The organism is Microbacterium sp. dk485 (assembly GCF_004570445.1).
Classification (GTDB): domain Bacteria; phylum Actinomycetota; class Actinomycetes; order Actinomycetales; family Microbacteriaceae; genus Microbacterium; species Microbacterium wangchenii.
In genome coordinates this window covers 639,471-665,820 of the sequence record NZ_SPQW01000001.1, presented here as the reverse complement: position 1 = coordinate 665,820, position 26,350 = coordinate 639,471, and the positions used below count along the sequence as shown (strand labels likewise).

Here is a 26,350-nt window from a genome sequence, read left to right as displayed (position 1 = left end):
CCCCGCTCACGTCCCCACGACCCTCCGTCGTGCCCCGTGCAGCTCGGCGACGGCGTCCGCCAGCACGCGCGCGCTCGCCTCGCTCGTGAAACGGGCGCGCACGTGGGCGCGCGCTCGCTCGCCCACGGCGCGCGCCTCCTCGGGCGCCATGAGCAGGCGGCGCACCGCGTCGGCGATCGCGCGGGGTTCGGCGGGGTCTACGAGAAGCCCGGTGCCGGGGGCGACGAGCTCCCGCACGCCGCCCCCATCGCCGACGACGACGGGCACGGCCGCCCCCATCGCTTCCATGATCGCGACCCCCAGCGGCTCGCCGCGGCTCGCCAGGGCGAACACGTGCGCCTCCTCGAGCGACGCGCGCACGACGTCCTCGCCTACTGCGCCGAGCAGGCGCACGTGGGCGCGCATCCCGAGCTCATCGATGAGGCCCTCCAGGCGGGCGCGGTAGCCGTCCCCGCCCTGCTCGTCCTCGCCGGCGATCGCGAGACGCACCGGCACACCAGCGTCGACGAGGACGCTGACGGCGCGGATGAGCGTATCGTGCCCCTTCGCCGGATTCAACCGCCCGCAGCTGAACAGCAGGGCTGGGCCCTCACCGGTCCAGGGTTCGTAGGGGCGGGATCGCTCGGTGTCGGCGAGGCGGATCCCCATGGGCGCGAGGCGCACGCGCTCGACGAGATCCTCGCCCAGCGCGGCGGCCAGTTCCACCCGCAGCCGCTCCGTGATGACGAGGCCGAACGCAGCGTGGCGCCACTTGTCGGCTTGTCCCGGTCCGTAGTCGGCGAGCGGACCGTGCAGCGTGACGCTGTAGGTGATGTCGCCCAGCGCGGCGGCGACCATGGCGACACGTGCCGAGTTGGCGCTCGAGTGCACATGGACGTGGCGCCATCCGCGCGCCCGGGCGCGCGCGGCCAGCACGGCGGCGGCGAGGAGGACGACGCCGCGCTCGCGCACGCCGCCGCCGGCGCGGCGCAGCGCGGCCGGCAGACGTCCTGCGCCGACGGCGCGCGCGAGGACCCCGGCCGCGCGGCCGGCGTCGGCGGCGGAGGGTCGTGACAGGTAGCTCGTGCGCGCTGTCGCGGCATCCCGCCACGGGTGGCCGGCGCCGGAGGTGGGCGGAGACGTCGAGAGGAGGTCTACGTCCACCCCGGCCGCGTCGAGCGCTTCGAGTTCGCGCCAGAAGAACGTGTGCGTCTGTCCGGGGAACTCCGGCACGAGGTAGGCGAGCGTCGGGGTCGCAGCGGGCGGCGTCATCCGATCTCCACCCGATAGATGTGCACCGTGTTCTCGGCCGCGAACCCATCGGAGAAGACGCCGTCGGTGGCCGTGAGCGTCCGGTCCTCTCCCACCACCTCGATCGGTCCGGTCAGGCCGCCTGGCAGCGTGAAGGTGCGCTCGCCTGTGCCGCCGTCGGTCATGGCCATGATGTACGCCGAGCCGTCGTGCGCTTTCAATGCGGTCTCCAGTCCTTCCCCGAAGGTCCAGCTGTAGCTGGGCGTGTTGATCACCGGTGCGAGGTCGGCCACTTGCTGGTTGACCGCTCCCACGCCCTCCTGCAGCTGCGCTCCGCAATCGATCAGGGAGTAATTGCCGCAGCCGTTGTTGTTGTGCTGGAAGTACGCGATGCCGGCCGCGCCGTGGATGATCGCATTCCACACCGCGCCACGGATCTGCTCGACCGTGATCGTCGTGGCGCCTGCTTCGATGAGATACGGCTTCGCCGTCTCCACGAACACCCAGTTCGGCTGCGAGGCGACGGGCGACATGTAGCCCTCCATGCGATCCTGCTGCCAGCCATACGCCCCGGACGAGGCGGGATCGCGTCCGTCCGGCCAGAACGGCGACCCCCGGAAGAGATCCTGCACGTGCGGGCTGGTGTAGGCGTACTTGTCGACGCTCGTCACGTCCATGAGCGCGAGGTGATCGTCCATCGTCTCGGGCGACCAGTACGTGCCGAGCACGCCGTTGCCGAAGTTGGCCTGCAGGAAACGACCGTCGTCCTTGGCGCGCAGGTCCGCCACGAATCGCTTCTGGATCTCGAGGCTCCCCTCCTCGCCCGTGCTCGCGCAGCCGCCGAGACCCATCTCGCACTCGTCGCTCACGTGCCAGCCGACCACGCCCGGGTCGGAGCCGACCTCCGCGGAGGTCCACTCGTCCTGCGCGATCAGCGAGACGCCGTGCCGCGTGATGGCGGAGACGCGCGAGCCGTCGTGCTCCGCGCCCATGAAGGTGTTGATGCCCATGGCGGCCAGACGGGCGGTCTGGGAGGGTTTGCCGAAGAAGACCGAGATCGGGAAGAACGACGGATCGGTCCATCCCGCGGCCTCGGCCTTGTCCCACTGCGCGTAGTACTGCGGGCCTCCCCACCACGGCTCGGTGGGCAGGTCGAGCACCGATGTGCCGTCGGGGGCGGTGGCGGAGGGCGACGGCGTCGGGGTGGCGGACGGCGAGGTCGACGGAGAGGGCTGAGGTGCGGGAGTGCTCGGCGAAGGGCTGGCCGTCGGCTCGCCGGGTGGCGGTGTCGCCGCCGGGGCGAACCGCACGTCGACGTAGTAGTTCGAGTTGTTGTACGTCTGCGCCGGGAAGGTGTTGCTGCCGTACGCGTACACCCCCGCTCCCACCGGGACGGAGAAGTACTCGTTCTCCACTCCGCTGTCGAAGTAGTGCTCATCCGAGGCGTACCGGCCTTGGCGCGCCAAGTAGGACACGACGTACTCGGCGCCGGCGCGGACAGCGACGGACTCCTCGAGTTCGACCGTCTGCCATCCGGCCTCACCCTCGGCGGGGAACTCCGCGCGTGCCAGCACGGTGCCGTCGGCGTTCCACAGCGTTCCGCGGTGCGGGCCGGGGTTGTCGTCGAAGCGGTAGAAGCGCAGCGCGGTGACCGTCCCGTCCTGCTTGGGCGTGAACCGCATCCCGACCTCCACGGTGGACCTGTCCGGATCGGCATCCTGTTCCGGCTCGAGGTCCTCCGGCAGCGCACCGGAGGTCGCGGTCGGCTGCGGCTCCGGCGTCTCTTCAGGATCGGTGGGGTCTCCACCGGGAACGAACGAGACGTCCACGTAATAGTTGGAGTTGCGGTGGTTCTCCGTCGGGAACACACCGGCGCCATACGCGAAGACGCCGGCGCCCCGCGGGATGTCGAGGACGTCGGTGTCGGACCCGACGTCGAATCCGTGCTCGTCGGCGGCGTAGCGTCCGCTCGGCGCGAGATAGGACACCACATACGGGGTACCGGCGGTGACGGCGATGGCCGGCGAGATCTCCGCCGTGTGCCATCCGGTCGTGCTGGAGTCGGGGAACGAGACCCGGGCGAGCACTTCGCCCGTGCCGCTCCACAGCGTGCCCACGTGCGGGCCCGCGTTGGCCGGCGTCCGGAAGAAGCGGATTCCCGCGACCGTGCCGTCGACCCTCGGCGTGAACCGGAGTCCGAGCTCGACGGACGCCCGGTCGGGGTCGACCGGATTCTGCGGAGTGGTGTCCTCTGGGAATGCTCCGGTGGCCGCCGCTGCACTCGTGGCCGCCGACAGCGCCACCGTCCCGACCGTCTCCTCGTCCGTGGGCGAGGTCCGAGGCGTCGCGTTCTCTCCGAACACGCTGACGCCGGCCGGGGTTGCCGCGGCCGCCTCACCCGGATCGGTCCCGGAGCGGGGGGAAACGAGCGAAACCACGATCACGACGGCCGTCGCTATGGCGGCAAGCAGGATGGCCAGGCGGGTCTTCCGCCGGCGCAGAGAGACAGAAGGGGATGAGTTAGTCATGTCGGGGCGCTCCACGGCTCGTTGACGTGCGTTGGACGCCCCTGTCGGAACCGTACCAGTGTTGCGTGCGTCCCCGACCTGTTCTCATGGTCTTCTCATGGGCCCGCATCCATCTCGCCGCGGCGACGGCGGCGGCCCCGAGCGCCGCGCCGGCGACGTTGGCGATGACGTCGCGGGCACTCGCGGTCCGCTCCGGCAGCATCGCCTGCGCCAGTTCGGCGCCCGCCGAGATCAGCGCCGCCAGGGCCAGACCGATCCACGCACGGCGTGACGCGATCACCATCAGCGCGCCCAGGGGGATGAACAGAGCGACATTCGCGGCGAACTCCACCCAGCCCTGCCGCACCGTGGAAAGCCCGACGTCGTCGCGCAGCCAGGCCGTGGCAGCGGCCACGAGCCGCTCCGGCGAGACCGGTGATAGGAGGATCGCCGCAGCGACCGCGACGTACAGGGCCAGTGCCGACACCACCCAGATCGCGCGCTGAACCGTGCCGTCCGCGGCGCGGGGGGCCGGCCGTCCCGCCGTCCGCACGGCGGTCATGATCCGCTCCGCACGACCGCGGGCGACCACGCGTGCTCGATGAAGATCTCCGGGTCGCCGGAGCCGTCGGCCGCCAGCCGCCACACGTCGGTGTCGCCGACGGCATCCGCCCGCGGCATCCCGTACAGGATCGTGTCGTCATCGAGCCACTGGATCTGGTCGTCGATGCTCCGCGATTCCGCGAGCACGGTGACCTGCCCGCTGGTGAGGTCGTACACGGCGGGTGTCCAGTGCGCGCTCGCGCCGGCCCCACCGGCGAGCTGCTTGAACGCCACCCGCGTGCCGTCGGGCGACAACGACGGGCACTCGACGTTCTCGGCGACAGCCGTGAGGATGCGGTCGGCGATGTCGCCGCGCACCAGGTGCGTGCGCCCGGCGGAGCTCAGCCCCACCGTGGCGTAGAAGGTCTCGTCGTCGAGGAAGGTGACGCCCCAGAAGTTGCGATCGGGGGCCGTCGAGGTGGCGCCGTCGATGACGAGCGTCCAATCCTCGAGATTCCCGAGGCTCTCACCTCGGGCGGTGCGGATGACCGTCTCGGTGGAGAACCCGACCGCGGCGTACGAGTGCCCCGTCACGAACGACGTGGTGGCGACGAGGGAACCGTCCGCCGACAGGCGCGTGCGGCTCGGAATGCCCGGGAGCGGCCATTGCGCGAGCGGCTCGCCGTCGGCGGAGTACAGCGAGGCCGAGTACGCGGGCACGATCCCCCGTTCGATCCGCAGGCACGACAGCACGCGGGTCGTCGCATCGACGCGGTCGCACGTGAGGTCGTCGACGGTGCGGGCGCCGGTCGGCTCGCCCAGCCCGACCCGGGCGACATGGCCGTACCCGGCCCCCGGCGCGGTGTTGCGGAACACGACGTGGTCGCCGGACACGCCCTCGCCCGCCGTATCGACCGTGCTGGGTGCGGCCGCGCGCGCCTGGTGCTGCTGCCACGCGAACAGCCCGACGAGCGACGTCGCCGCGAGTGCGACGGCGGCCACGGTGGACACGACGATCCACTTCATCCGATCGGTCACGTCGCCGCCGCCTTCGGAGCGACCAGCAGCGGGCGCAGCACGACGGCCATGAGCGGGATCGCGACGGCCAGGAGCCCCGCCACAATGAGCATCGACGTCTCCCGCCCCACCGCGAACCACAGCAGGCCGAAACCCGCAGCCGCGACGAATCGCGTGACGGCCACGACCGTCTGCGCCGCCCCGATGCCCGTTCCGCGCGTCTCGGGGCTGGTCAGCTGCGCGGCCAGCGCCGCGAGCACGCCGTCGGTCGCGGCGTAGAACGCGCCGAGGAACAGCAGGCACAGGATCGTCGCGGCGACGTCCGCCATCGGCAGCGCCGCGATCACATAGGTGGCAAGGAGAGCCAAGTGGCCCAGCACGAACACCCGTGCCCGGCCGATCCGGTCGGCGAGCTTCCCGAGCGGGATCGCGAAGGCGAGGAAGGCGACGTTGGTGCCCACGTAGAGCAGCGGGAACCACTGCGCGGCGAAATCGCTGCGCGCCTGCAGCACGAGGTACACAAAGCCGTCGCCGATGGTCATGAGACCGAGGAGGCCCGCTGCGGCCAGCACTCGCCGCATCGGACCCCGCGTGATCACGGCCCACGCGAAGCGCGGCCGCCGAGCGCGCGGTGCGCCCGGGGGAGGGGTCTCCCGCCGGCGCGTGCGGACGTTCGGGACGACGAGGCCCAGGATCACGACGCCCACGGTGGCGAAGGCCAGCGACGCCACGAACACCGTCAGGTACCCGTCCGGGATCACCAGGAGGATGAGGAACGCGATCAGCGGCCCGAGCGCGGCGCCGATGTTGTCCAGCATCCGGTGCACCCCGAACGCCGTGCCCAACTTCGCCGGGTCGCTCGCCGCCGTGATCAGCGCGTCGCGCGGCGCCGTGCGGATGCCCTTGCCGATGCGATCGGCGGTGATGACGGCGGTCAGCGCCGCGAAGCCCGAGCCGAACAGGAGCCCCACGCGGGCCACGGCTGCCAGAGCGTAGCCGGTGAAGGCGACCCACTTGGGCTGGTCGATGCGGTCGGACGTGTAGCCGCCGGCGATGCGCACGAGTGCGCTGACGCCCTGGTACAGGCCGTCGAGCACGCCGAAGGCGATCGTGGAGAGCCCCAGGACGCCGGTGATGTACAGCGGCAGGATGGCCGACACCGACTCGGAGGAGATGTCAGTGAGCAGCGACACGACGCCCAGGGTGATCACCGTGGATGACACCGTCCGCACGCCGGCACGGCGGCGCGCGGGAGGGCGGGCATCTGTCCCGGGGTCGGTGGACTCGCCATCGGGCGCGGGGGTGTTGGTGAGGGAGATGTACATCGCGCTCACCCGGCTCTCAGCACGCCGTACAGGGTGTACACGGTTCCCGTGCCCGACTCGTCGGCGGCCACCGTCACGGAGGAGTAGGCGTCGCGGTAGGACGTCGCGGTACCGGTCTGCGGTGCCGGCGCCAGCCCCATGCCCGCCCACCGCTGGGCGTACTGGGCGGCCACGTCGCTGCCGGAGGCGTCCGAGCGCGCGACGAGCGTGAACTGGAGGACCTCGCCCTCGACGGCGAGGGAGGAGTCCAGGACATCCGAGCCCTCCAACGGCGCGCCCAGGTCGCCGGGATAGCCGTCCACGAGTGCGTTCTCGGCCGAGGCGGACTGGGGAAGCGGTGCGGCGATGCGCGGGGCTGCGGGCTCGAGAGCCGGCAGTCGATCCTCCGGCACCGCGTGTGCGTCCGGCGGCAGGACCTCACTGCCGGTCTCCGGTGTCGCGTTCGGGACCGGTCCCGGTGTGGGCGCGATGGTCGAGGTCGCCTGTGACGTCGGCGGTGCCGGCGACAGCAGGAGCCACGCGCTCCAGACGGCGCCGAGCGCGACGAGTGCCGCCGTGACGGCCAGTGCGACCCGCATACGCGGAGTCAGAATGCGCGAACGCGCAGATATCCCCATCGAGCCAATCCCCAAGTCCCCACACGACGACGCAGCTCGAGCGCGGTCGTGTCTATGCCCCAAGACGATCGATTCCCCCCGGAACCTGATCGCCGCTTCGGGGGGAGTCTAGCTGTTCCCCTCCGTGAGGGGAACAGCGCGGGCGGGATTGGTGTCCACACCGGCTGCGCGGGCGCCGCGCCGTCATCCGGCGTCCACGAGCGAGCCGGCAGCGCCGGCCCCCCGCGACGAGTCGTCGCGCTCCCACCCGGCCGCGCCATGCCGGCCGGCTTCCCGTGCGCTGCGACGGGCGTCCAGTGCGAACGCGGCGTAGATGGCGGCATCCGTGGCCGAGAGCGGCCCGCGGACGCTGCGGGCCAGTTCGCGCGCGGTCGACGAACCGGTGTCGACCCCCTGCTCCGCCGGTCCTCGCCGCATCCGGATGAGGACGCGTCGCAGGGCGCTCGTACGCCGCGGCACCGACACGATGACCGGCTCCGTGACCGGGAACGTCTTCTCCTCCGGCCCGAACAGGCCGTCGACATAGAGGTCGTCGGCGGTGACCGGGGGGAAGCTCCCGATGCGGGCGTGGCCGGCGCGGCTCACTCCGTACACGCCGGCACCCCACAGGGCCGCGGACGTCGAGGACATCCGCTCGCGCGCCCGGTAGTACGCGCGAACGATCGGGGAGGCGCCGTGGACGTCGAGCCGGAACGACGGGCGACCGGCCAGTGCCGTGCCGCCGTCGAGCGCTGCGATCACGGGGCCGAGGGCGGCGGGCGGCACGACGATGTCGGCATCGAGGTAGAACCTGGGCCACGCCGTCGCATGCGCGTCGCCGAGGTTCAGGGCGGCGGTCTTGGACGCCTCCTCCGTCTCGATGACACGCACACCGGCGTAGGCGCGCGCGCGCTCGGCGGTGTCGTCGGTGCAGCCGTTGCACACGACGACGATCTCGAGCCGGCCGGCAGCGGCCAAGAGGGCGAGAGGTTCCAGCGTGCGCCCGATGACCGCAGCCTCCTGATGGGCGGGGATCACGATGGAGGCGCGCGGAAACGCGTCGAGTGGGACGGGATCCCTCCGTGCGTGGGGCAGGGCGGCCCACCGCCTGCTGCTCCACAGTGCCCAGCGCGAGCGTGCGTTGCCCGGCGAGCGGCGCAGCTGCTCGCCGGTGATCACGGCGGCGCGAAACACGCCGGCCACAAGCGGTCGATGCTTCTTCATATAGCGGACACGATTGACCGTCAGCAGAGCGTTCAGATCGGCGGATGCACCGGATCCGCCGCGGCGGTGCGTCGCCCCGGCGGCGGGCTCGAACCACACGAGCCAGCCGGCGTCGCGCAGGCGCCGCTGGATGTCGGTCTCCTCGGAGTAGAGGAAGAAGCGCTCATCCCATTCGCCCACGACCGCGGCGGCAGGGGCGGACAGGAGGAGCGCGGCGCCGGTGGCCCAGTCGACGGGGTGCGACCACGCGTACTCACGCGGGTCGCGGACGTACTCCGACAGCGGGGCAGGACGGCGCTGCCAGAATCGCCCGATGACGGCGTCGGCGGCGGCCCGCAGGACCGTGGGCTCGCGGCGCAGCGAGAAGTAGACGGAGCCGTCCTCTTCGCGCAGCAGCGGGACGACCGCGCCGATGCGCGAGTCGCTGCGCAGACGGCGCAGCATCCGCGGGATCGATCCGGCGTCCAGACGCAGGTCGGGGTTGAGGACGAGGATGGCCTCGGTCTCGCCGACGTGGCGCATCGCGGCGTTGATGGCCCCGGAGTAGCCGAGGTTCCCTCCGGTGCGGACGGAGAGCACATCGGTGTGCTCCGACAGCATCGCCAGTGTCCCGTCGGTCGAGGAGTTGTCGGCGACGATCACCCGCAGCGGCATCGTGCGCGCCTCGCGGCGCAGGTCCGGCAGCAGGTGCCGGATGTCGTCAGCGCTGTTGTAGGAGACGATCACGACGGCGACCGCCACGGCCCCGTCGGGGGAGAAGGCGTCGCCTCGGTCGAATCCGCGGTCGTCGGCTCGTCGGCTGTCGCTCACGGACGCCGTCCTTTCTTCTTCGGGTGGATGCTGGCTCCGACCGGTGGCGCGGCGAACCGGCGCGCCGTTGGCTCGCGCGCCGGTTCGTCCCTTCGGCCCCGGGATCGCGTCGTCATCCGCCGCGGGGGGAAGCCCGGACGGGTGAGGGGCACACCCGCCCGGACGATGTGCGTCGGGTGGGACGGAGTCCCCACAGCGACGATTCGGTCAAGTGGCAGCTCATGCCCGCGTGGGGGAATGCGACCGCCGCACGGCCAGATAGGCCGGCGGTCCTTCGATGAGATACCGGCGGGCAAGTCGCCGTGGCTCGAGCATGAGCCGCCACATCCACTCGAAGCCCGCCGCCGCGACCCAGCGCGGGGCGCGCGAGACGCGCCCGGCCAGGAAGTCGACGACGGCCCCGAAGGCCAGCAGCGTGCCTGCGCCGGTGGCCGAGCCATAGGTGTCGATCCACTCCTCCTGCCGGGGCTTGCCCAGGCAGACGATGAGGATGTCGGTGCCGCTGTCGCGGATCTCCCCGGCCACCGCGCGTGAGCGCGCCGGGTCGGAGATCTCTTCGCGCGGCGGGGTCCAGTGCCCCGTGAAACGCAGGCCCGGCCACATGCGCGCCAGGCGCTCGCGCAGCGGCGCGCTGACCTCGGGAGAGCCGCCGAGCACCGCCACGGAGAGGTGGCGGCGGTCGGCGTCGTCGAGGATCTGGACGATGAGGTCGCTGCCCGCGAGCCGCGGCACGTCGGCGTGGACGACGCGCTGGGCCTGGTGGGCGATCGGCGCGCCGTCGATGAGGTGCAGCCACTCCACGTCGCCGGCGCCCAGTCGGCGTCGGCCGTCGCCGAAGTGATGCACGTGGTCGAGGTTGATCGAGGAGACGGCGAGGGGGGCCGGATGCGGGCGACTGGCCGCATCCGTGATGACCCGCAGTGCGCCGGCCTCGTCGGTGACGTGCACGGGGCACGCCGCGATGTCGATGCTGGGCACGTCGTCCAGCCGATGCGAATGCCCCGTGGCGGGCGCGGTGGCCGGGGCGGGCACCGCCTCGGAGGCCCTCTGCCGCTTCGTCGCGGCCGGAGTGGGCTTGTGCAGGGTCATGTCAGTACGCTCCTGTCCCGCGCAGCATGACCTTCGCCGTGCGGACGATGATCATGAGGTCGGTCATGACCGACCAGTTCTCGACGTAGTGGAGGTCGAGCCGCACGCTCTCCTCCCACGACAGGTCGCTGCGTCCGCTGACCTGCCAGAGCCCCGTGATGCCGGGCTTGATGTAGAGCCGGCGGAAGACGGGTTCGTCGTAACCGCCCAGTTCGCTGGGCAGCGGCGGCCGGGGCCCGACCACGCTCATGTCGCCGCGCAGGACGTTCCAGAACTGCGGCAGCTCGTCGAGCGAGTATTTGCGCAGGATGGCGCCGACGCGGGTGACCCGCGGATCGTGGCGGAGCTTGAACAGCGGGCCGGCGCCGTCGCTTCCCGCCGCGAGGCCGGCGACCTCGCTCTCGGCGGACGCACGCATGGTGCGGAATTTGACCATGTCGAATTCACGGCCGTCCTGGCCGACGCGGCGCTGGCGGAAGAAGACGCCGCCGGGTGAATCGAGCGCGATCAGCAGCGCCAGCAGGGGCGTGACCAGGCCGATCGGGATGAGCGCGACAGCGGCCAGGCCGATGTCCAGGGCCCGCTTGAACGCGTGACGTGCGCCGTCGAACGTCGGGATGCGCACCGAGATCAGCGGCAGCCCCACCACCTGACGCAGCGAGATGCGGGGACCGGCGACATCCGTGAGCCGGCTGGAGAGGACCAGGTCGGCCGCGGTGCCCTCGAGCTGCCAGCCCAGGCTCCGGATGGCGTCCGGATCGTCGAGGTGGCTGGCGACGATGATGGTGTCCGCGCCGAGGTCGCGCGCCACGCGCGCCGCCGCATCCGGAGTGCCGAACGAGCGGTACGAGCGGGCGCGCACGGTGAGTTCGGCACCGGAATCGCCCTCCAGGGCGGTGCCGACGACGTCGAATCCGCACTGCTCGTCGCGCTGCAGCGTCCCGATGACGTGCGCGACGTCGGGGCGGCGGCCCACCACGATCGCACGGGAGACGTACCGGCCCGCGCGGCGCTGGGCCACGAGCCAGTGGCGCCAGCGCCAGCGTGCGACCAGGAGGCCGAGCAGGCCGATGGGCAGGGCGATGACGAGCTGACTGCGCAGCCCCTGCCACTGGAAGACGATGAAGGCGATCGCGATGATGCCGAAGGCGAGGCCGGTGGCGTGCGCGACGCGCTTGTACTCGGTGCTGCCGGCCCCGGTGATGCGGGGCTGGCGGCTCTGGAAGGCGGCGAGCATGAGCAGCCACACGAGGGCTGTGGCCAGTGGGATGCGGGCGGGGATCCACGGATCCTGCGCGAGCGAGCCGGGCGCGAGGGTCGCCAGCTGCAGCAGCGACGCCGCGCACGTGCTGACGGCGACGACGATCGAATCGGTGACGGTCAGGCGTACGCGGTACGCCCGCTCCCACAGCAGCCGGCGTTCCAGCGACGGGATGGCCCGCGGACCGACGCCCAGAGCCGGCCCGGCCGGGCGGGCGACGGTGAAGTCGGCCGCGTCGACGGCGGGCAGCGAAAGGCCCGGCGCGGCGATGTCGACGGCGGTCATGACCGCGTCCTCGAACGCTTCAGCGCCCGCGGTACGCGTCCCCGCGCACCGTCGATGATGCGCAGCCGCACACCTCCGACGGTGCGCGGGTACGCCAAATAACGTCTCCCCATGGACGTCGTCCCCAATTTCCCCAGTAAGCGGGCGTGATCCCGCTGAGTGCACCCGAGGTGACCCTGATCCCGACCCCAGATCGGGAGGTCACGCACTGCCGACCCCTCGGCTGTGCGTCCTCGACATCTTGCGATGCCTGGTGCGGGATGAATACAACCACAGGTTCGAGCTGCGCGGAAGTCCCCGTTCACCATCGGCGTGTCGGATGTGTTTCCGTTCTCGCCGGATTCGCGCTACAGTCTCGAACCTGCAGGCACTCCACTGGGGAGTTGAGAGTCTGCGAGCCTATTGGGGAGGGCAATCCGCATGCGATCCATCGCAGCGGCCGTGTTCGTCGGGGTGCTTATGGGAGCACCCGTGACGGCCGGCGTCGCAACAGAGTCCAGATACACACCGGTCGACCCGTCGACCGCCACGCTGGCCGGCTCAGCCGTGGCCATGGAGTGCCGTTCCGGCGATCCGTGGCTCGACTACCGCGTGCAGCTGACGGCGGCCGACGACGAATCCGTCGCCGCCACGGCGTTGCTCGTCGTCGAGTCCGGAGGCCGCACCGAGACGGTGTCTCTGGGCGAGGTGACCGAGGGCACGACGTCGGGAGAGGTCCGTGTGCCAGCGGATGCGGCGGCACTGGCCGCCGCCGATCCGTCCGCCAGCGCCACCATCCAGCTGGAGCCCTCCGGCGCACCCGCACTGCGGGTGCCGCTGGCCTCGAGCGCGTGCGCCATGGCCGCGCTTCCGGTGACGCTGCCGTTCACGGGGCTCGAGCCGTGGGTCCCGGCGCTCGGCGCGGTGGGAGTCGCCCTCCTGGCGGCTGGCATCGCTGTCTCGATGCTGCGTCGCCGACGCGAGAGCTGACGGGCGTGGCATCCGTCGCCCTTCGGAGGCGGCGGCGGCGGACGCTCGTGCTCACGGGGTGCGGCGCGGCGGTGCTCGCCGTCGCCGCGACCGGATGGGTGGGTGTGCAGGCGTGGCAGGCGACCGAAGAGCTGGCCGCCGTCGTCCCGCTCGCCGACGAGCTCGGCTCCGCCGTCTCCGCGCGCGACTTCGACGCCGCCCGGGAGGTCTCCGTCCGCTTCCGGACGCACGCCGACCGCGCGCACGAGCTGACCACGGGAGCGCTGTGGCCCCTCTTCGAGGCCGTCCCCGGCCTCGGCCCGAACCTCACCGCCGTGCGCACCGTCTCGCAGCAGCTGGCCACGGTGGCCGGCTCCGTCGTGGACCCGGTGCTGGATGCCGCGGGCTCCCTCCAGGAGCGCCGCGACCCGCGCGCCCTCGCCGACGCGTCCGAACCTCTGGCGAAGGCCTCGGCGGCGATGCTCGCGGCGCGTGATGCCGTCGACGCCGTGGACGCCGACGCTCTCCTGCCGCCGCTGGCCGACGGCGTCACGCGCCTGCGCGGCGCCCTGGACGCCGGCGCCGGCGTCGTCGAGGGGTTCGCCCAGGCGGGCGCCGTGGCGCCGGGCCTGCTCGGCGCCGACGGCCCGCGCGAGATCCTCGTGATGCTGCAGAACACCGCCGAGGTGCGCACCGGCGGCGGCATCACGGGCAGCTTCGTTCAGCTGCACGCCGAAGACGGCGGGCTCACCCTCGTGCGCCAGGCCGAATCGGGCGCGTTCGCACCGCGGGATGCGGCCATCGCGCCGGTCCCGGATGCCGCCACGGCGCTGTACGGCGACGTGGTGGGACGCTTCGTGCAGAACGCCACGATGACCCCCGACTTCGCCGCATCCGCCGGCCTCGCCTCGGCGTGGTGGCAGTCGGCGTACGGGGTGACCCCGGACGCCGTGGTCGCGATCGATCCGCTCGTCCTGCGTGCGCTCCTGGCCGCGCACGGGCCGGTGGCCCTGCCCGACGGCACGCAGCTGAGCGCCGACGACCTCGTGCACCGGCTGCTGGTCGAGCCGTATCTGCACCTGGACGCGGAAGGTCAGACCGCCTACCTGCAGCAGGTCACCGCGGCGGTGCTCCCGGCGCTGACCGCCGACGCCGACCCGCTGGCGTGGGCCCACGCGCTCGCGCCGGTGATCGCGGAGGGGCGGATCTCGGTGTGGAGCGCCGTGCCGGCCGAGCAGGACGCGCTGGCCGCGTCCGCGCTGGGCGGCCCCAGGGCGCGCCTGGAGGCGGCCGGCGACGACGCGTGGGCGGTGTACTTCAACGACGCCACGGGCGGGAAGATGGGCAGCTACCTCGGCGCGGCGGTCGAGGTCGAGGTCCGCGCGTGCGGCGACGGCCCGGCGGAGGCCCTCGTGCGCGTCGAGCTGGCCAACACGGCGCCGGTCGACACCGTCTTCGACCTGCCGCTGAGCATGACCGGCGGCGGGCTGTGGGGGACGGCGGTGGGCGACATCGGCACCAACGTGACCGTCGCGGCGCCACCGGGCGCCGACCCGGCCGGGGTGACCGGGATGAAGGGCGCCGAGCCCGCGGCGCAGGCCCTCGACGGTACGCGCTCGGTCACCGCCGTCCGCGTGAACGTCTCGCCCGGTCAGGCCGAAACGGTGGAATTCCGTTTCCTGCTGTCCGGCGGCGCGGCGGTTCCGCCCGTCGTGCTGCACACTCCGATGCTCGAACCGGTTCCGGTGCGGGTGCTCGCCGCGCCGGCGTGCGACGGCTGACCGCTGCGAGATCGAACCCCGTGCACGGCCGGTGAGACGCCTGCCGCGCACAGGGTTCGATGCTGCGGGAGCGTTCTCCCCAGTCACTCCTCGCGCCGGCCGGACCGTGGCAGCGCCTCGCCCCGAGGCCCCTTCGCGACCACCGTTCGGTCGAGCTTTCACGATACAACCGCCCCCACGACTGCACCAGATACAAACCGGGACGGCTCGCCCGACACGCATGGCGAAGATCCCGTTTCGCTCCTGGTGCCGTGCAGTACACTGACCGTGCCTCCGATGCGGTTCCCGGGCTGTCCCCAGCAGTCTTGGTCGGGTCGTTTCCCCAAGCGATTCCGCGGGTCCGCATCGGAGCAGTGGGCCCTCTCCTGTCCCCAGTCCCACCGGTGGCTCGAGGGGGCCCGCGCCCTCCCACCGACGGGCGCACGCGACGCCGCGACGCGGCCGCGTCGTCCGGAAGGCGTTCAGACTCCGCCGCTTAGGATGAGGGGTTATGTGCGGAATCATCGGATATGTCGGCCCGAGACAGAGCCAGGACATCCTGATGTCGGGGCTGGCCCGACTGGAGTATCGGGGCTACGACTCGGCCGGCATCGCCGTCATCGACGGTGAGGGCGGCCTCGGCATGCGCAAGCGCGCGGGCAAGCTCGCGGTGCTGCGCGACGACCTCGTCGACCGGCCGATGCCGGACGGCACGACCGGCATCGGGCACACCCGGTGGGCGACCCACGGCGGCCCCACCGACGTCAACGCGCACCCGCACCTGGCCGACGACGGCAAGCTCGCCGTGATCCACAACGGCATCATCGAGAACTTCGCCGAGCTGAAGTCCGAACTCGTGGGGGAGGGGTTCTCCTTCCGCAGCGACACCGACACCGAGGTCGCCGCCGTCCTGCTCGGCCGCGAGTACGCCGCCACCGGCGACCTCGCGCAGGCCTTCCGCGCTGTCGTCGCGCGCCTGGAGGGCGCCTTCACGCTGCTGGCGATGCACCAGGACTCCCCTGGCGTGGTCGTCGGGGCTCGCCGCAACTCACCGCTGGTGATCGGCCTCGGCGACGGGGAGAACTTCCTCGGCTCCGACGTCGCCGCCTTCGTCGAGCACACGCGCAACGCCCTCGCGATCGGGCAGGACCAGATCGTCGTCATCACCCCCACGGGCGTCGAGGTCACCGACTTCGCCGGGTCCGTGGTGGAGGTCGAACCGTTCGAGGTGACGTGGGATGCCGCGGCCGCCGAGAAGGGCGGCTGGTCCTCGTTCATGGCCAAGGAGGTCGCCGAAGAGCCCGAGGCGGTCGCCAAGACCCTCCTCGGCCGCATCCACGAGGGCCGCGTGGAGATCCCCGAGCTGGACGGCATGGACGACCTGCTGCGAGGAATCGACCGCATCCTGGTGATCGCGTGCGGCACCGCCGCGTACGCCGGCATGGTCGGAAAGTACGCCCTGGAGAGCTGGACCCGCGTGCCGGTCGATGTCGAACTCGCCCACGAGTTCCGCTACCGCGACCCGGTGCTCTCCCCGAACACGCTCGTGGTGTCGATCAGCCAGTCCGGCGAGACGATGGACACGCTGATGGCGGTCAAGTACGCCCGCGAGCAGGGCGCCAAGACGCTGTCGATCTGCAACACGCAGGGCGCGACCATCCCGCGCGAGTCCGACGCCGTCGTGTACACCCACGCCGGCCCCGAGGTGGCCGTGGCCTCCACGAAGGCCTTCGTCGCGCAGATCACCGCGCTGTACCTGCTGGCCCTGCACGTCGCGCGCCTGCGCGGCACGCTCTCGGCCGAGCAGCTGGCCGACAACGTCGCCGAGCTCGAGGCGATCCCGGGCAAGATCGTGCGCGTGCTGGAGACCGAGCAGGAGCGCATCTCGCAGTTCGCGCACTGGATGGCCGACACGCGATCGGTCCTCTTCCTCGGCCGCCACGTCGGCTACCCCATCGCCATGGAGGGCGCGCTCAAGCTCAAGGAGCTCGCCTACATCCACGCCGAGGGCTTCGCCGCCGGCGAGCTCAAGCACGGCCCGATCGCGCTCATCGAGGCCGGTCAGCCGGTCTTCGTGGTGGTGCCGTCTCCCCGCGGGAGCGGCGACATGCACCGCAAGGTGATCTCCAGCATCGAGGAGATCCGCGCCCGCGGCGCGCGCGTCATCGCGATCGCCGAGGAGGGTGACGCCGCCGTGCTGCCCGTCGCCGACGAGGTGCTGCGCATCCCGCTGGCCGCGCCCATGTTCGAGCCGCTCCTGGCCGTCGTGCCGCTGCACATCTTCGCGATGGGCCTGGCCACGGCCAAGGGCCTGGACGTGGACCAGCCGCGGAACCTCGCCAAGTCGGTGACGGTCGAGTAGACCGCGGGCGGAGTCCCGGCCGCGGGGGCGGAGCGCCCCCGCGTCAGGACACTCGGACCTCGTCCCCGTCCACCGTGAAGGTGGTGTCGAGTCCGGCCGCGGACGAGGCGCCGCGGAGGTAGTCCACCACTTCGGCGAAGCGCGGGTCGTCGGGAGCGAGGATCTCGGGCACGGCCATCCGATCGATCCACACCGGACGCAGGCGCACCCCCGACACGCCCCTCTCGTCGATGTCGCAGTCCACGATGATCGATTTGCGTGAATCCGGCGGGAAGTTGAACATCCCGCCGATGTCGGGCTCCCAGCCGGGGTGCAGGGACAGCAGGTGCCGGAATGATGGTCGCTGGGCGTGCTCCTCATCCATCGGCAGCTCGATCGCGAAATTGCCGAGGCTGTGGAAGATGGCCTTCCCGCGATACATCTCGACGCCTTTGAGGATGTGGGCGTGGTGGCCGATGACCAGGTCGGCGCCGGCGTCGATCGCCGCCCGCCCCGCCACGCGCTGGTAATCGGCGAGTTCGGCGTAGCTGAAGTGGATACCCCAGTGCGCCGACACGATGACGGCGTCCGCGATCTCCCGCGCGGCGCGGATGTCCGCCACCATGCCGCTGAGGTCGTCCGGATGGGGGAAGGTGTGCATCCGTGCCGGGGTGCCCGGCTGGTCCGGCTCGATCGGCTCGTGCACCGTGAAGGCGCGGAGGGGGGCGACGCCCGGACGCTGCGCCGTGGCCCAGTAGTCGGCCGGGAGGATGCTGCAGTACGCCAGGATCGCGACGCGGATCCCGTCGGCCTCGGCGATCCGGATCCGGCGGGCTTCGGAGAGATCCCGCCCGACGCCGAGCGGTACCACGCTCGCCGCGTCGAGCGCGTCGATCGTGTCGAAGAAGCCCTCGGTCCCCCAATCGAGCGAGTGGTTGCTCGCCCAGCCGGCGTGGGTGAAGCCCGCGCGCCGGAAGGCCGCAGCGGCATCCGGGTGCGTCCGTGAGGTGTGCTTGGTCTGCGGGACGCGCTGCCCGCGTTGGGTGAGGGTCATCTCGAGCTGCATGAACGCGATGTCCGCCGCGCGCACGTGCGCGGCGACCTTCTCGAACAGACTGTCGACGTCGGGGCGCTCGGGCCCGACGTCGCCGACGGCGGTGAAACGGATCATGCGGTGTGCTGTGCCTTTCGGGTGTGAGCGAGGACGACCGAGACCGGCCCGTCCTCTCGGAGCGCGTCGACCGCGTCGACGAGGCGGACCGCATCGCGCTCGCCGATGAGGGGGTCGGCGAGCGCGTGGAACTTCTCCAGTCGCGCGTCGCGATCCATGGGGGTCGTGGGAGTGCCGGGCGCTTCGGCGCGGACGGTGGTGGCGGTCGTGGTGGCGGTGCGCACCGTGACCGAGGCCAGCAGGCGGCGGGGGAAGGCCTCCTCCGCGGTGTCATCCACGTGGAGGGAGACCCGGTCCGCCTGGGCCCCGACATCCAGCCCCTGCTCGAAGAGGGTGTAGTGCAGGGGGTCGTTGCCACCCGCGACCAGGCGCATCGCCATGGCGTGGTGCAGGCTCATCTGCGCCTCCGTCATGTCGCGGGGCGAGCCGCCGATGTGACCCACGTGGGCCAGCGTCGCGCGGTCGACCCCGACCTCGATCGCCGTGATGTCCTCGGGCCGGATGTCGCCCTCGCGGAGGATCGCGTCCAGCCCCGCCAGCGGCGCTTGGATTCCGGCGCACACGCACCAGCGTTTGAGTGCGAGGCCGTCCAGCGCCCAGCGGTGCCCGAGCTGCGCGGTCAGCTGCTCGGGGCGGGCCTGTTCCACGAACGCCGCGAGGAACCCCCGTTCGCCTTCGATGGCGGCGAGGGGAGCGGTGAACCCGCCCGCGGCGAGGGCCGCCGAGCGGATGCCGGCCGCCGCCGCCATGCCTGCGTGCAGCCGCTTGATGTCGCCCCCGGTCCTCGTGAACTCCGTCGTGCCGCTCGCGTGCGCGGCGGCGATTCCGAGCGCGGCCAGGCCCCGTTCCGCAGTCAGCCCACGGACGCTGACAGCGGAGGCTGCCGAGCCGAAGACCCCGAGCGCGCTTGTGACGTGGAATCCGCGGTGGCTGGTCAGAGAAGGAGTGCAGGCCTCACCGAACCGCACGATCGACTCGAACCCGGCGGCGAGGGCGACGATGAGCGCGCGGCCCGAGATCCCCCGGTCCTCACCCAGCGCGAACGCGCTCGGCACGACAACACTGCCGGGGTGCGACAGCCCGGGCAGGGCGTAGTCGTCGATCTCGAAACCGTGCGCCGCCGTGCCGTTGATGAGGGCGGCCCACTCGGGACGGAGCGTGCGATCGAGCGCCGCGGAGCGGGATCTGCCGGTCGGCGACTCGACGGACGCGTACTCGGCCACCGTGCGCGTCCACGGCTGCGTGGCACCTACGAGGATCGCGCCGACGGTGTCGAGCGTGTGCGCCAGGACACGATCGATGACGCTGTCGGGCAGATCTTCGATACGGAGGCTCGCCGCCCATTCCGCCAGCTCGGCGGTCGCCCCCCTCACGCGGCCACGAGTTCGCTGAAGTGGCATGCGGCGAGCTGTCCCGCCGCGGTGCGCCGCAGGGTGGGAGTCTCGGTCGCGCACACATCCTGGGCGAGCGGACACCGGGTCCGGAACCGACAGCCGCTCGGCGGTGACATCGGCGAAGGCAGGTCTCCCGTCAGCGCCGCGCCCCGCGAGGGGGCGGCAGGGTCAGGTGCGGGGACGGAGTCGAGCAGCGCTCGCGTGTACGGGTGCCCGGGGTTCTCGTACAGCTCATCCACGCCTCCGATCTCCACGACGCGCCCCAGATACATGACCGCGACCCTGTCGCTGATGCTGCGCACCACCGAGAGGTCGTGGGAGATGAACAGCATCGCGAGCCCGTAACTCTCCTTCATGTCCTGCAGGAGATTGACCACCTGGGCCTGCACCGACACGTCCAGCGATGCCACCGGTTCGTCGCACACGAGCACCTGGGGCTCCATGACCATCGCGCGGGCGATCGCGATGCGCTGGCACTGGCCACCTGAGAACTCCGCGGCGCGGCGGTCCCCGACGCGGTCGGGGTCGAGACCGACCGCACGCAGCATGGCGTCCACGCGGGTGCGCGTCTCCGCCCTCGGCACGCCGGCGATCCGCAGCCCTTCGGCGACGAGATCGCGGACGCGGCGGCGGGGGTTCAGCGAGGCCCGCGCATCCTGGAAGATCATCTGCACGTCGCGCCGCCGGGACGCCGCGCGATCGGACAGCGTCACGCCGTCCAGGACGATCGTCCCCTCATCCGGGCCGGGTGCGCCCAGCAGGGCGCGCCCGGTGGTGGACTTCCCGCATCCTGACTCTCCCACGAGGGCGAGCGTCTCGCCACGTTCGAGGGAGAAGCTCACACCTGAGACGGCTTCCACGCTCCCCCCGGGCACCTTGAAGCGCTTGGTCAGGTCGCTCACCTCCAGCAGCGGCATGTCAGGCTCCTTCCGGGACGGGGTTGTGGCATCGCAGCGTTCGGCCTCCGTGCGGATGGGAGACCGCCGGCATGACGTCGGCGCACAGCGGCAGGGCGTTCGGGCAGCGCGGTGCGAACGGGCACCCGGTGCCGAGTAGCGTCAGATCCGGCGGGCTGCCGGGGATCGCTTCCAGCCGTGCGTGCCGCGAGCCGTCGATGCGGGGGATGGCCCGCAGCAGCGCCCGCGTGTACGGATGCCGCGGGTTGCGGAAGACCTCGACGGTCGGCCCGGATTCCACGACGTAGCCCCCGTACATCACCGCGATGGTGTCCGTGCGTCCCGCGATCACCGACAGGTCGTGGCTGACCATGATCATCGCGAGCGAGCGCTCGCGGGCGAGACGTGCCAAGAGATCGAGGATCTGGCGCTGGACCGTGACGTCCAGCGCCGTGGTGGGCTCGTCGGCGATGAGGATGTCCGGATCGCACACCAAGGCCATCGCGATCGTGATGCGCTGGCGCATCCCGCCGGAGAACTGGTGCGGGTAATGGCGGAGCCTGCGCTCGGGGTCGGGGATGCCTACCTGGCGCAGCAGCCCGACGGCCTTGGCCTTCGCCTCCGCGCGGGAGAGCCCGAGATTGAACATGGCCGCTTCGGTGACCTGGCGTCCGATCGGGACGACGGGGTTGAGCGCCATCATGGGGTCCTGGAAGACGATCCCGATGCGGCGGCCCCGCACACGGCGGGCGGTCTCGGAGGGCAGGCTGCGCAGATCTTGGCCCTCCAGGATGACCGACCCGGTCGACTGCGCCCCGGGAGCGAGTGCTCCGATGATGAACCCCGCCAGCGTGGACTTGCCCGAACCGGACTCACCGACCACGCCGAGCACCTCGCCGGCGCGCAGTTCGAGGTCCACCCCGCCGAGCGCCTTGACGTCGCCGCGCCCGGTCGGAATCGCGCAGCGTGCGTCCTCGACGCGAAGGAGTGCATCGGCACTCCCGGACTCGCGAAGGTCGGCCTGGCTATCGAGGGTCATGCGGCACCCGTTCCGCTCAGACGTCGGCGCAGATGGTCGCCGACCGTGTTGAAGCTGAGCACCGTGAGGAAGATCATCAGCGAGGGGGCCACGATCAGGTACGGCGCGCGGCTGAGGTTGTCCTTGCCCGAGGCGATCATCGAACCCCAGCTGGGGGCGGGCGGGGGAACCCCCACCCCGAGGAAGCTCAGCGAGCCCTCGATGACGATGATGACGGCGATGACGACCACGGCATAGGACACGACGGGCTGGATGCTGTTGGGGAGCAGTTCGCGGAAGACGATGCGCGCGCGACCGGCGCCCAGGGTGCGGGCCGCGGTGATGTAGTCACGGTTCATCTGCGCGAGCGCTGCGGAGCGGGTCAGGCGCAAGAACGGCGGAACGAAGAGGAACCCCAAGGCGAACACGAGAGTCGGTACGCCGGGGACCACGACGGTCGCGAGAGCCATCAGGAGCAGCAGCGGCGGGAACGACAGCACGGTGTCGGCGAGGACGTTGATGAGCGCTTCGATCTTCCCGCGCGCGTTCGCCGCGATGAGGCCGAGCAGCACGCCGATCACCAGCGCGATGACCGTGGCGCCGATCCCGACGGCGAGCGAGATCCGGATCCCGTAGATGAGCCGGGTCGCGACGTCGCGACCGATCGCGTCGGTGCCGAGCAGTGGTCCCTCGCCGGAGAACGGGGGGAGGCTCGGGCCGCCCACCGGTTCATCGATCCCGGGTAACGGCAGAAGATCCGCGACGAGGGCCAGAGTCGCCAGCAGGGCGATCCACGTCACCGACACCACGAGGGCGATGCGCCTGCCGGCATGCCGGCGCCGCGGCACCGTGACGGTGTGCAGCGTCCGGGTGGACGGCCTGGTGGGCGGGGCGGTCGCGGTCATCGGCGGGTCCTGGGGTCGAGGAAGGTGTAGGCGATGTCGACGGCGGCGTTGATGAGTACGTAGGTCACAGCGACGAGCACCACGATTCCTTGGATCATCGGGACGTCTTTGGCCGGGATCGACTGCAGGGCGAGGCTGCCCAGCCCCGGGAGGGCGAACAGGCTCTCGATGACGATGGATCCGGCCAGCAGTCGCCCGAACGCTACGGCCGCGACGGTGATGAGTGAGAAGGAGGACGGCCGCAGCACGTGTCGCAGCAGGATGTAGGCGCGGGGGAGACCCCGGACGGTGGCCGTGCGCACGAAGTCCTCGCGAAGCGTCGTGATGACATCCCCACGTAGCAGGCGGTAGAACGCGGGGAACTCTCCGAGCGCCAGGGCGAGCACGGGCACGAAGGCGAAACGGAGATTCTCGCCCAGCCCCGCAGAAAGCGGCGCCCACCCGGCCACGGGGAACCAGCGCGTCGACACCGCGAGGACGTACACGAGGACGACACCCACCACGAACACCGGGATGGACAGGAACCCCGACGCCAGGCTGGACATGATCCGGTCGAAGACGCCGTTCGCCCGCGATGCGGCGTAGACGGCGGCCGGGACGGCGATGAGCAGCGAGAGCAGGAGGGCCAGGACGGTCAGCTCGAGCGTGACGGGGAGGCGTTGCAGCAGGACCTCGGCGACCGGCTGGTTCGTCTGAATGGACGTTCCCAGGTCACCCGTCAGAGCGGCGCCGAGCCACTGCACGTATCGCGCGAACAGCGGTTGGTCGTACCCGTGTGCGGCATCGAAGTCGGCGATCTGCTGCGCCGTCGCGCCGGGGCCGAGGATGACCGATCCCGGGGAACCGGGCATGAGGTCCGTCAATGCCGTGGCGGCGAGCGTGACGAGCAGGACGACCGCGGCGAGGTGGGCCGCGCGGGCGAGGGCGGGACGGGAGCGGATGCGCGTGGCGCGCATCCGCTCCCCGGTGAATACGCTCACGCTACTCCGCGTTCAGCCAGAGGCGGTCGTAGAGGAGCGACCCGTCGCCGTGCAGCGTGAGGCCGTGCAGCGACTTCGCGTGGACGGTGAAGGATTCCTGATTGCGGATGGGGAGGATCGGCACCTGCGCGACGACGATCTCCTCGACGGTCGCGTACGCGGCGGTGCGCTCCTTCTCATCGACGCTGGCGCGCCCTGAGTCCAGCGCCGCGTCCAGCTCGGGGTCGGAGAACCCCATGTAGTTGGTCTGACCGCCGGTCTGCAGCAGCTTCGCGAGGTTCGGCTCCGGATCCGTGACCGGCACGATCTGCGCCGACATCTGGTAGTCCTGCTTGCGGAAAACTCGTTCGTCCAGCGTGGCGTTGTCGAGCGTCTCGATCTGTACGGTCACGTCGTCGTACTGCGCAAGGCGGCTCTGCAGGTACTCCGCGGTGCGGGTGAAGAATCCGCTCTGAGGCATCGTGACCGTGAACGAGACCGGGTTGCCGTCGGCGGCGAGTTCGCTGAAGAGGGCCTGAGCGGCCTCCGCGTCGTGCTCGACGAAGATGCTGTCCCCCGGGTGGAAGGCAGACTCGGGGCCGTACAGGCTGTCCGGAGCCGACGAGCCGGGGTCGACGACCGAGGTGAGCTCATCGATATTGAGCGCGAGCTGGACCGCCTGGCGGGCGCGGAGGTCATTGAACGGAGCGGTCTGCGTGTTGAACATCAGGACGGGTCCGCCGCCGGCCGGGGCGGTGGTCAGTGCGAGACCGGCGTCGGTCGCGGCCTGCTTGAAGGCGAGCTCCGACCCGGGCACGGCCGCGTGCGCGGCTCCGGTCTGCACGGTGTTGATGCGCTGCGTGGGGTCGCGCAGCGGCGTGAAGGTGATCGAATCGAGGTACGGCAGCCCCTCCTGGAAGTAGTCCGGGTTGCGCACCAGGGTCATGTGGTCGTCGCGGACCCATTCCTCGAGTACGAACGGTCCGGCGCCCACCGGGTTGTTGGCGTAGTCCGGATCCTCGGCCATGGCCGTCGGCGAGCCGATGTGCGTGAAGCTCGTGGCGACGATCTTGTCGAACTGGAGGTTCGGTTCGGTCAGCTCGATGGTGAGGGTCGTCTCGTCGACCACAGCGAACGTCGCGCCCTCGAGCAGTCCTGCCAGGGGTGAAGCGGTGGCCGGGTCCTGGATCCGCTCGTAATTCGCGACCACGGCGGCAGCATCCAGAGGCGTGCCGTCGGTGAAGACGATGTCGGGGTGCAGGCTCATGGTCCAGACGGTGCCGTCCACGTCGGGCTCCAGCGAGTCGCCGAGCTGCCCGTGGACCTCACCGGTGGACGCATCCGACCAGAACAGCACGTCGTAGATCGCTGCCATCCGGTTGGCGTCGCCCGACGGCGTGAGGTTGAACAGCAACGCCGGATCGAGACCGCGCACCGCCTCGACGCCGAGGATGATGGTGGCATCACCCCCGGCCACCGGGTCGCCGGTGGCGGAAGCGGGTCCCGCGGGCGCAGGATCGCCGCTGGTGCTGCAGGCGGCGAGGCCGAGGACCATCCCCGCGGCGATCACCGCCGCCGCGGTGCGGAGTGTGTGGTGCACGAGGTATCCCATCGTCGTTGATTCGGAACGCCACCCGCCGCATGGCAAGACGGCACTGTCACGCAATAGTATTCAGTAAAAGTGGCGACAGTCAATCCAGGTGAATCCTATTCGGACCATCACGCTCGCTGTCACGGCGCGGGATCGCGGTCGAGACTGGCGACATGATGCGAAACGGCGAGCCGGTCGCGAGAATAGACATCGTTCAAGCGGACGGGCGTTGGCGTAGAGTCGACAATCCGAGAGTGGAGCAGAACCAAATGACGCACAGTGACTCCCGGTGTCCGTTCGCCGACGACTTCGACGCGACGGCCGCCGAATCCTTCGACGGTGCGCACGAGAACTACCGCCGGCTGCGAGATGAGGCGCCCGTGGCGTACTCGAGCGGGTATGGCGGCTTCTACGCGCTGACGCGGTTCGAGGACGTCGAGAAGGCCGCGCGTGATTCGACGCGCTTCATCTCGTCCGTCCGCGCCGTCGTGCCGAGCGACCCGCGTGGCATCCGCCGGCCGCCGTTGAACTTCGACGCGCCGGCGCACTCGCCGTTCCGTCGTGCGCTCGACCGGACGCTGCACCACTCCAGGCTCGAACGGCTGGCTCCCCGCCTGCGTGCGCACGCCGAGCGGGAGATCCAGCCCTTCCTCGACGCCGGCACGAGCGATATCTGTCGGAGCTTCGGCACGATCTACCCGGCGTTCACCGCAGCGGAGTGGCTGAATCTCGACCGCGACCAGGTCTACCGACTCGCGTCGGTGTCGAGCGATTGGGTCGACGCCTGGCGCCGGCAGGACGGCGAGACGGTGACGGCGCGCAGTAACGAGATGTACGACATGGCGCGCGCCCTCGTCGCCGATCGTCGCGCCAACCCCCGGCCCGTCGAGACCGACCCGGCGAGCTCGCTGCTCGCCGAGGAGTACGAGGGGGCGCCGCTCGCAGAGGAGCTCGTCGTCGGCGCGCTCCGGCAGTCTCTGGTGGTCGGCCTCGTCGCCCCGCCCATCCTGCTCGGCGGTATCTGCGTCCACCTGAGCCGAGATCAGGACCTGCAGAGCCGGCTCCGCGCGGACCCTGCGCTCATCCCGGCAGCGCTCGAGGAGTTCATCCGCCTCTACACGCCGTATCGCGGCTTCGCCAGGACGGTCTCCGAGCCGGTGGAGGTTCACGGCCGCCTCATCGAGCCGGGGGTGCCCGTGACCCTCGTGTATGCGTCGGCCAATCGCGACGAGCGCGTCTTCCCGGATCCGGACGCATTCGTGCTGGACCGGTCGAACATCTCTCGGCACATGGGATTCGGCCGCGGGCGGCACCGCTGCGTGGGCATGGCTCTCGCGCGCCTGAGCCTCCGCATCGCGCTGGAGGTCCTCCTTGAGCGCACGCAGTCGTTCGATGTCGCGGGGGAGATCGAGATGACACGCATGCCCGAACTCGGTGCGCAGAGCGTGCCCCTGCGGGTCGTGCCCGCATGAGCTGCGGC

At 71.3% G+C, this 26,350-nt stretch carries 20 protein-coding genes; 4 read left to right on the top strand and 16 right to left on the bottom strand.

The features are described 5' to 3' along the window. Positions 1 to 6: 6 nt before the first annotated feature. The 9 genes from epsE to E4V99_RS03050 form a co-directional block, all read right to left on the bottom strand. Positions 7 to 1,251, bottom strand: a complete 1,245-nt coding sequence (gene epsE / locus E4V99_RS03090; RefSeq protein WP_135116382.1) for an exopolysaccharide biosynthesis GT4 family glycosyltransferase EpsE — start codon at positions 1,249 to 1,251, stop codon at positions 7 to 9. After that, positions 1,248 to 3,758, bottom strand: coding sequence for a DUF4082 domain-containing protein (locus E4V99_RS03085; RefSeq protein ID WP_135116381.1), 2,511 nt, complete (start codon positions 3,756 to 3,758; stop codon positions 1,248 to 1,250). The genes epsE and E4V99_RS03085 overlap by 4 nt, the downstream gene beginning before the upstream one ends. Next, entirely contained in the window at positions 3,751 to 4,299 is a 549-nt protein-coding gene (locus tag E4V99_RS03080) for a VanZ family protein (protein WP_135116380.1), read from the bottom strand. Before E4V99_RS03080 ends, E4V99_RS03085 begins: the two co-directional genes overlap by 8 nt. Continuing rightward, complete coding sequence (locus E4V99_RS03075) at positions 4,296 to 5,318, bottom strand: hypothetical protein (protein WP_245233105.1); 1,023 nt, start codon at positions 5,316 to 5,318, stop codon at positions 4,296 to 4,298. Before E4V99_RS03075 ends, E4V99_RS03080 begins: the two co-directional genes overlap by 4 nt. Continuing rightward, positions 5,315 to 6,622: an MFS transporter gene (locus tag E4V99_RS03070; RefSeq protein ID WP_135117204.1), complete on the bottom strand. Its 1,308-nt coding sequence runs from the start codon at positions 6,620 to 6,622 to the stop codon at positions 5,315 to 5,317. The genes E4V99_RS03075 and E4V99_RS03070 overlap by 4 nt, the downstream gene beginning before the upstream one ends. Positions 6,623 to 6,627: 5 nt before the next feature. Then, a complete protein-coding gene (locus tag E4V99_RS03065; protein ID WP_135116379.1) occupies positions 6,628 to 7,200 on the bottom strand; it encodes a hypothetical protein in 573 nt (190 codons plus the stop codon). A gap of 222 nt (positions 7,201 to 7,422) precedes the next feature. Next, positions 7,423 to 9,252, bottom strand: coding sequence for a glycosyltransferase family 2 protein (locus E4V99_RS03060; RefSeq protein WP_135116378.1), 1,830 nt, complete (start codon positions 9,250 to 9,252; stop codon positions 7,423 to 7,425). A 219-nt stretch (positions 9,253 to 9,471) separates the two neighbouring features. Next, positions 9,472 to 10,341, bottom strand: a complete 870-nt coding sequence (locus tag E4V99_RS03055) for a WecB/TagA/CpsF family glycosyltransferase (RefSeq protein WP_135063528.1) — start codon at positions 10,339 to 10,341, stop codon at positions 9,472 to 9,474. Position 10,342: 1 nt separating this feature from the next. Next, positions 10,343 to 11,887 (bottom strand): sugar transferase, encoded by a 1,545-nt coding sequence (locus E4V99_RS03050; RefSeq protein ID WP_135063530.1) that lies wholly within the window; start codon positions 11,885 to 11,887, stop codon positions 10,343 to 10,345. Between the two features lie 420 nt (positions 11,888 to 12,307). Here E4V99_RS03050 and E4V99_RS03045 point away from each other — a divergent pair, with 420 nt between their 5' ends. The 3 genes from E4V99_RS03045 to glmS all read left to right on the top strand — a co-directional run bounded on the left by E4V99_RS03045 (position 12,308) and on the right by glmS (position 16,957). Next, positions 12,308 to 12,856 (top strand): hypothetical protein, encoded by a 549-nt coding sequence (locus E4V99_RS03045; protein ID WP_135063532.1) that lies wholly within the window; start codon positions 12,308 to 12,310, stop codon positions 12,854 to 12,856. Between the two features lie 5 nt (positions 12,857 to 12,861). Further along, positions 12,862 to 14,616: a DUF4012 domain-containing protein gene (locus E4V99_RS03040; RefSeq protein ID WP_135063534.1), complete on the top strand. Its 1,755-nt coding sequence runs from the start codon at positions 12,862 to 12,864 to the stop codon at positions 14,614 to 14,616. Positions 14,617 to 15,106: 490 nt separating this feature from the next. Further along, positions 15,107 to 16,957 carry a glutamine--fructose-6-phosphate transaminase (isomerizing) gene (glmS, locus tag E4V99_RS03035; protein WP_135063536.1) on the top strand — a complete coding sequence of 617 codons (1,851 nt, stop codon included), beginning with the start codon at positions 15,107 to 15,109 and terminating at the stop codon, positions 16,955 to 16,957. Between the two features lie 43 nt (positions 16,958 to 17,000). Here glmS and E4V99_RS03030 read toward each other — a convergent pair whose 3' ends face one another. From E4V99_RS03030 to E4V99_RS03000, 7 genes are read right to left on the bottom strand one after another with little or no spacing between them, the layout of a single operon-like run. Next, positions 17,001 to 18,107 carry a CapA family protein gene (locus E4V99_RS03030; protein ID WP_135063538.1) on the bottom strand — a complete coding sequence of 369 codons (1,107 nt, stop codon included), beginning with the start codon at positions 18,105 to 18,107 and terminating at the stop codon, positions 17,001 to 17,003. Then, the gene (locus E4V99_RS03025) at positions 18,104 to 19,480 is read right to left on the bottom strand and encodes an MmgE/PrpD family protein (RefSeq protein ID WP_167747727.1); all 1,377 of its coding nucleotides are present in this window, start codon (positions 19,478 to 19,480) and stop codon (positions 18,104 to 18,106) included. Before E4V99_RS03025 ends, E4V99_RS03030 begins: the two co-directional genes overlap by 4 nt. Next, positions 19,477 to 20,418: an oligopeptide/dipeptide ABC transporter ATP-binding protein gene (locus E4V99_RS03020; protein WP_135063542.1), complete on the bottom strand. Its 942-nt coding sequence runs from the start codon at positions 20,416 to 20,418 to the stop codon at positions 19,477 to 19,479. The genes E4V99_RS03025 and E4V99_RS03020 overlap by 4 nt, the downstream gene beginning before the upstream one ends. Position 20,419: 1 nt before the next feature. Further along, complete coding sequence (locus E4V99_RS03015; protein WP_135063544.1) at positions 20,420 to 21,436, bottom strand: ABC transporter ATP-binding protein; 1,017 nt, start codon at positions 21,434 to 21,436, stop codon at positions 20,420 to 20,422. Then, positions 21,433 to 22,320 carry an ABC transporter permease gene (locus E4V99_RS03010; RefSeq protein ID WP_135063546.1) on the bottom strand — a complete coding sequence of 296 codons (888 nt, stop codon included), beginning with the start codon at positions 22,318 to 22,320 and terminating at the stop codon, positions 21,433 to 21,435. The genes E4V99_RS03015 and E4V99_RS03010 overlap by 4 nt, the downstream gene beginning before the upstream one ends. Next, positions 22,317 to 23,300 carry an ABC transporter permease gene (locus E4V99_RS03005; RefSeq protein ID WP_205805877.1) on the bottom strand — a complete coding sequence of 328 codons (984 nt, stop codon included), beginning with the start codon at positions 23,298 to 23,300 and terminating at the stop codon, positions 22,317 to 22,319. Before E4V99_RS03005 ends, E4V99_RS03010 begins: the two co-directional genes overlap by 4 nt. Before the next feature lies 1 nt (position 23,301). Further along, the gene (locus E4V99_RS03000) at positions 23,302 to 24,879 is read right to left on the bottom strand and encodes an ABC transporter substrate-binding protein (protein WP_167747728.1); all 1,578 of its coding nucleotides are present in this window, start codon (positions 24,877 to 24,879) and stop codon (positions 23,302 to 23,304) included. A gap of 260 nt (positions 24,880 to 25,139) precedes the next feature. Between E4V99_RS03000 and E4V99_RS02995 the strand changes: the two genes are divergently transcribed. Beyond that, entirely contained in the window at positions 25,140 to 26,342 is a 1,203-nt protein-coding gene (locus tag E4V99_RS02995) for a cytochrome P450 (protein WP_135070836.1), read from the top strand. Positions 26,343 to 26,350 lie beyond the last annotated feature (8 nt).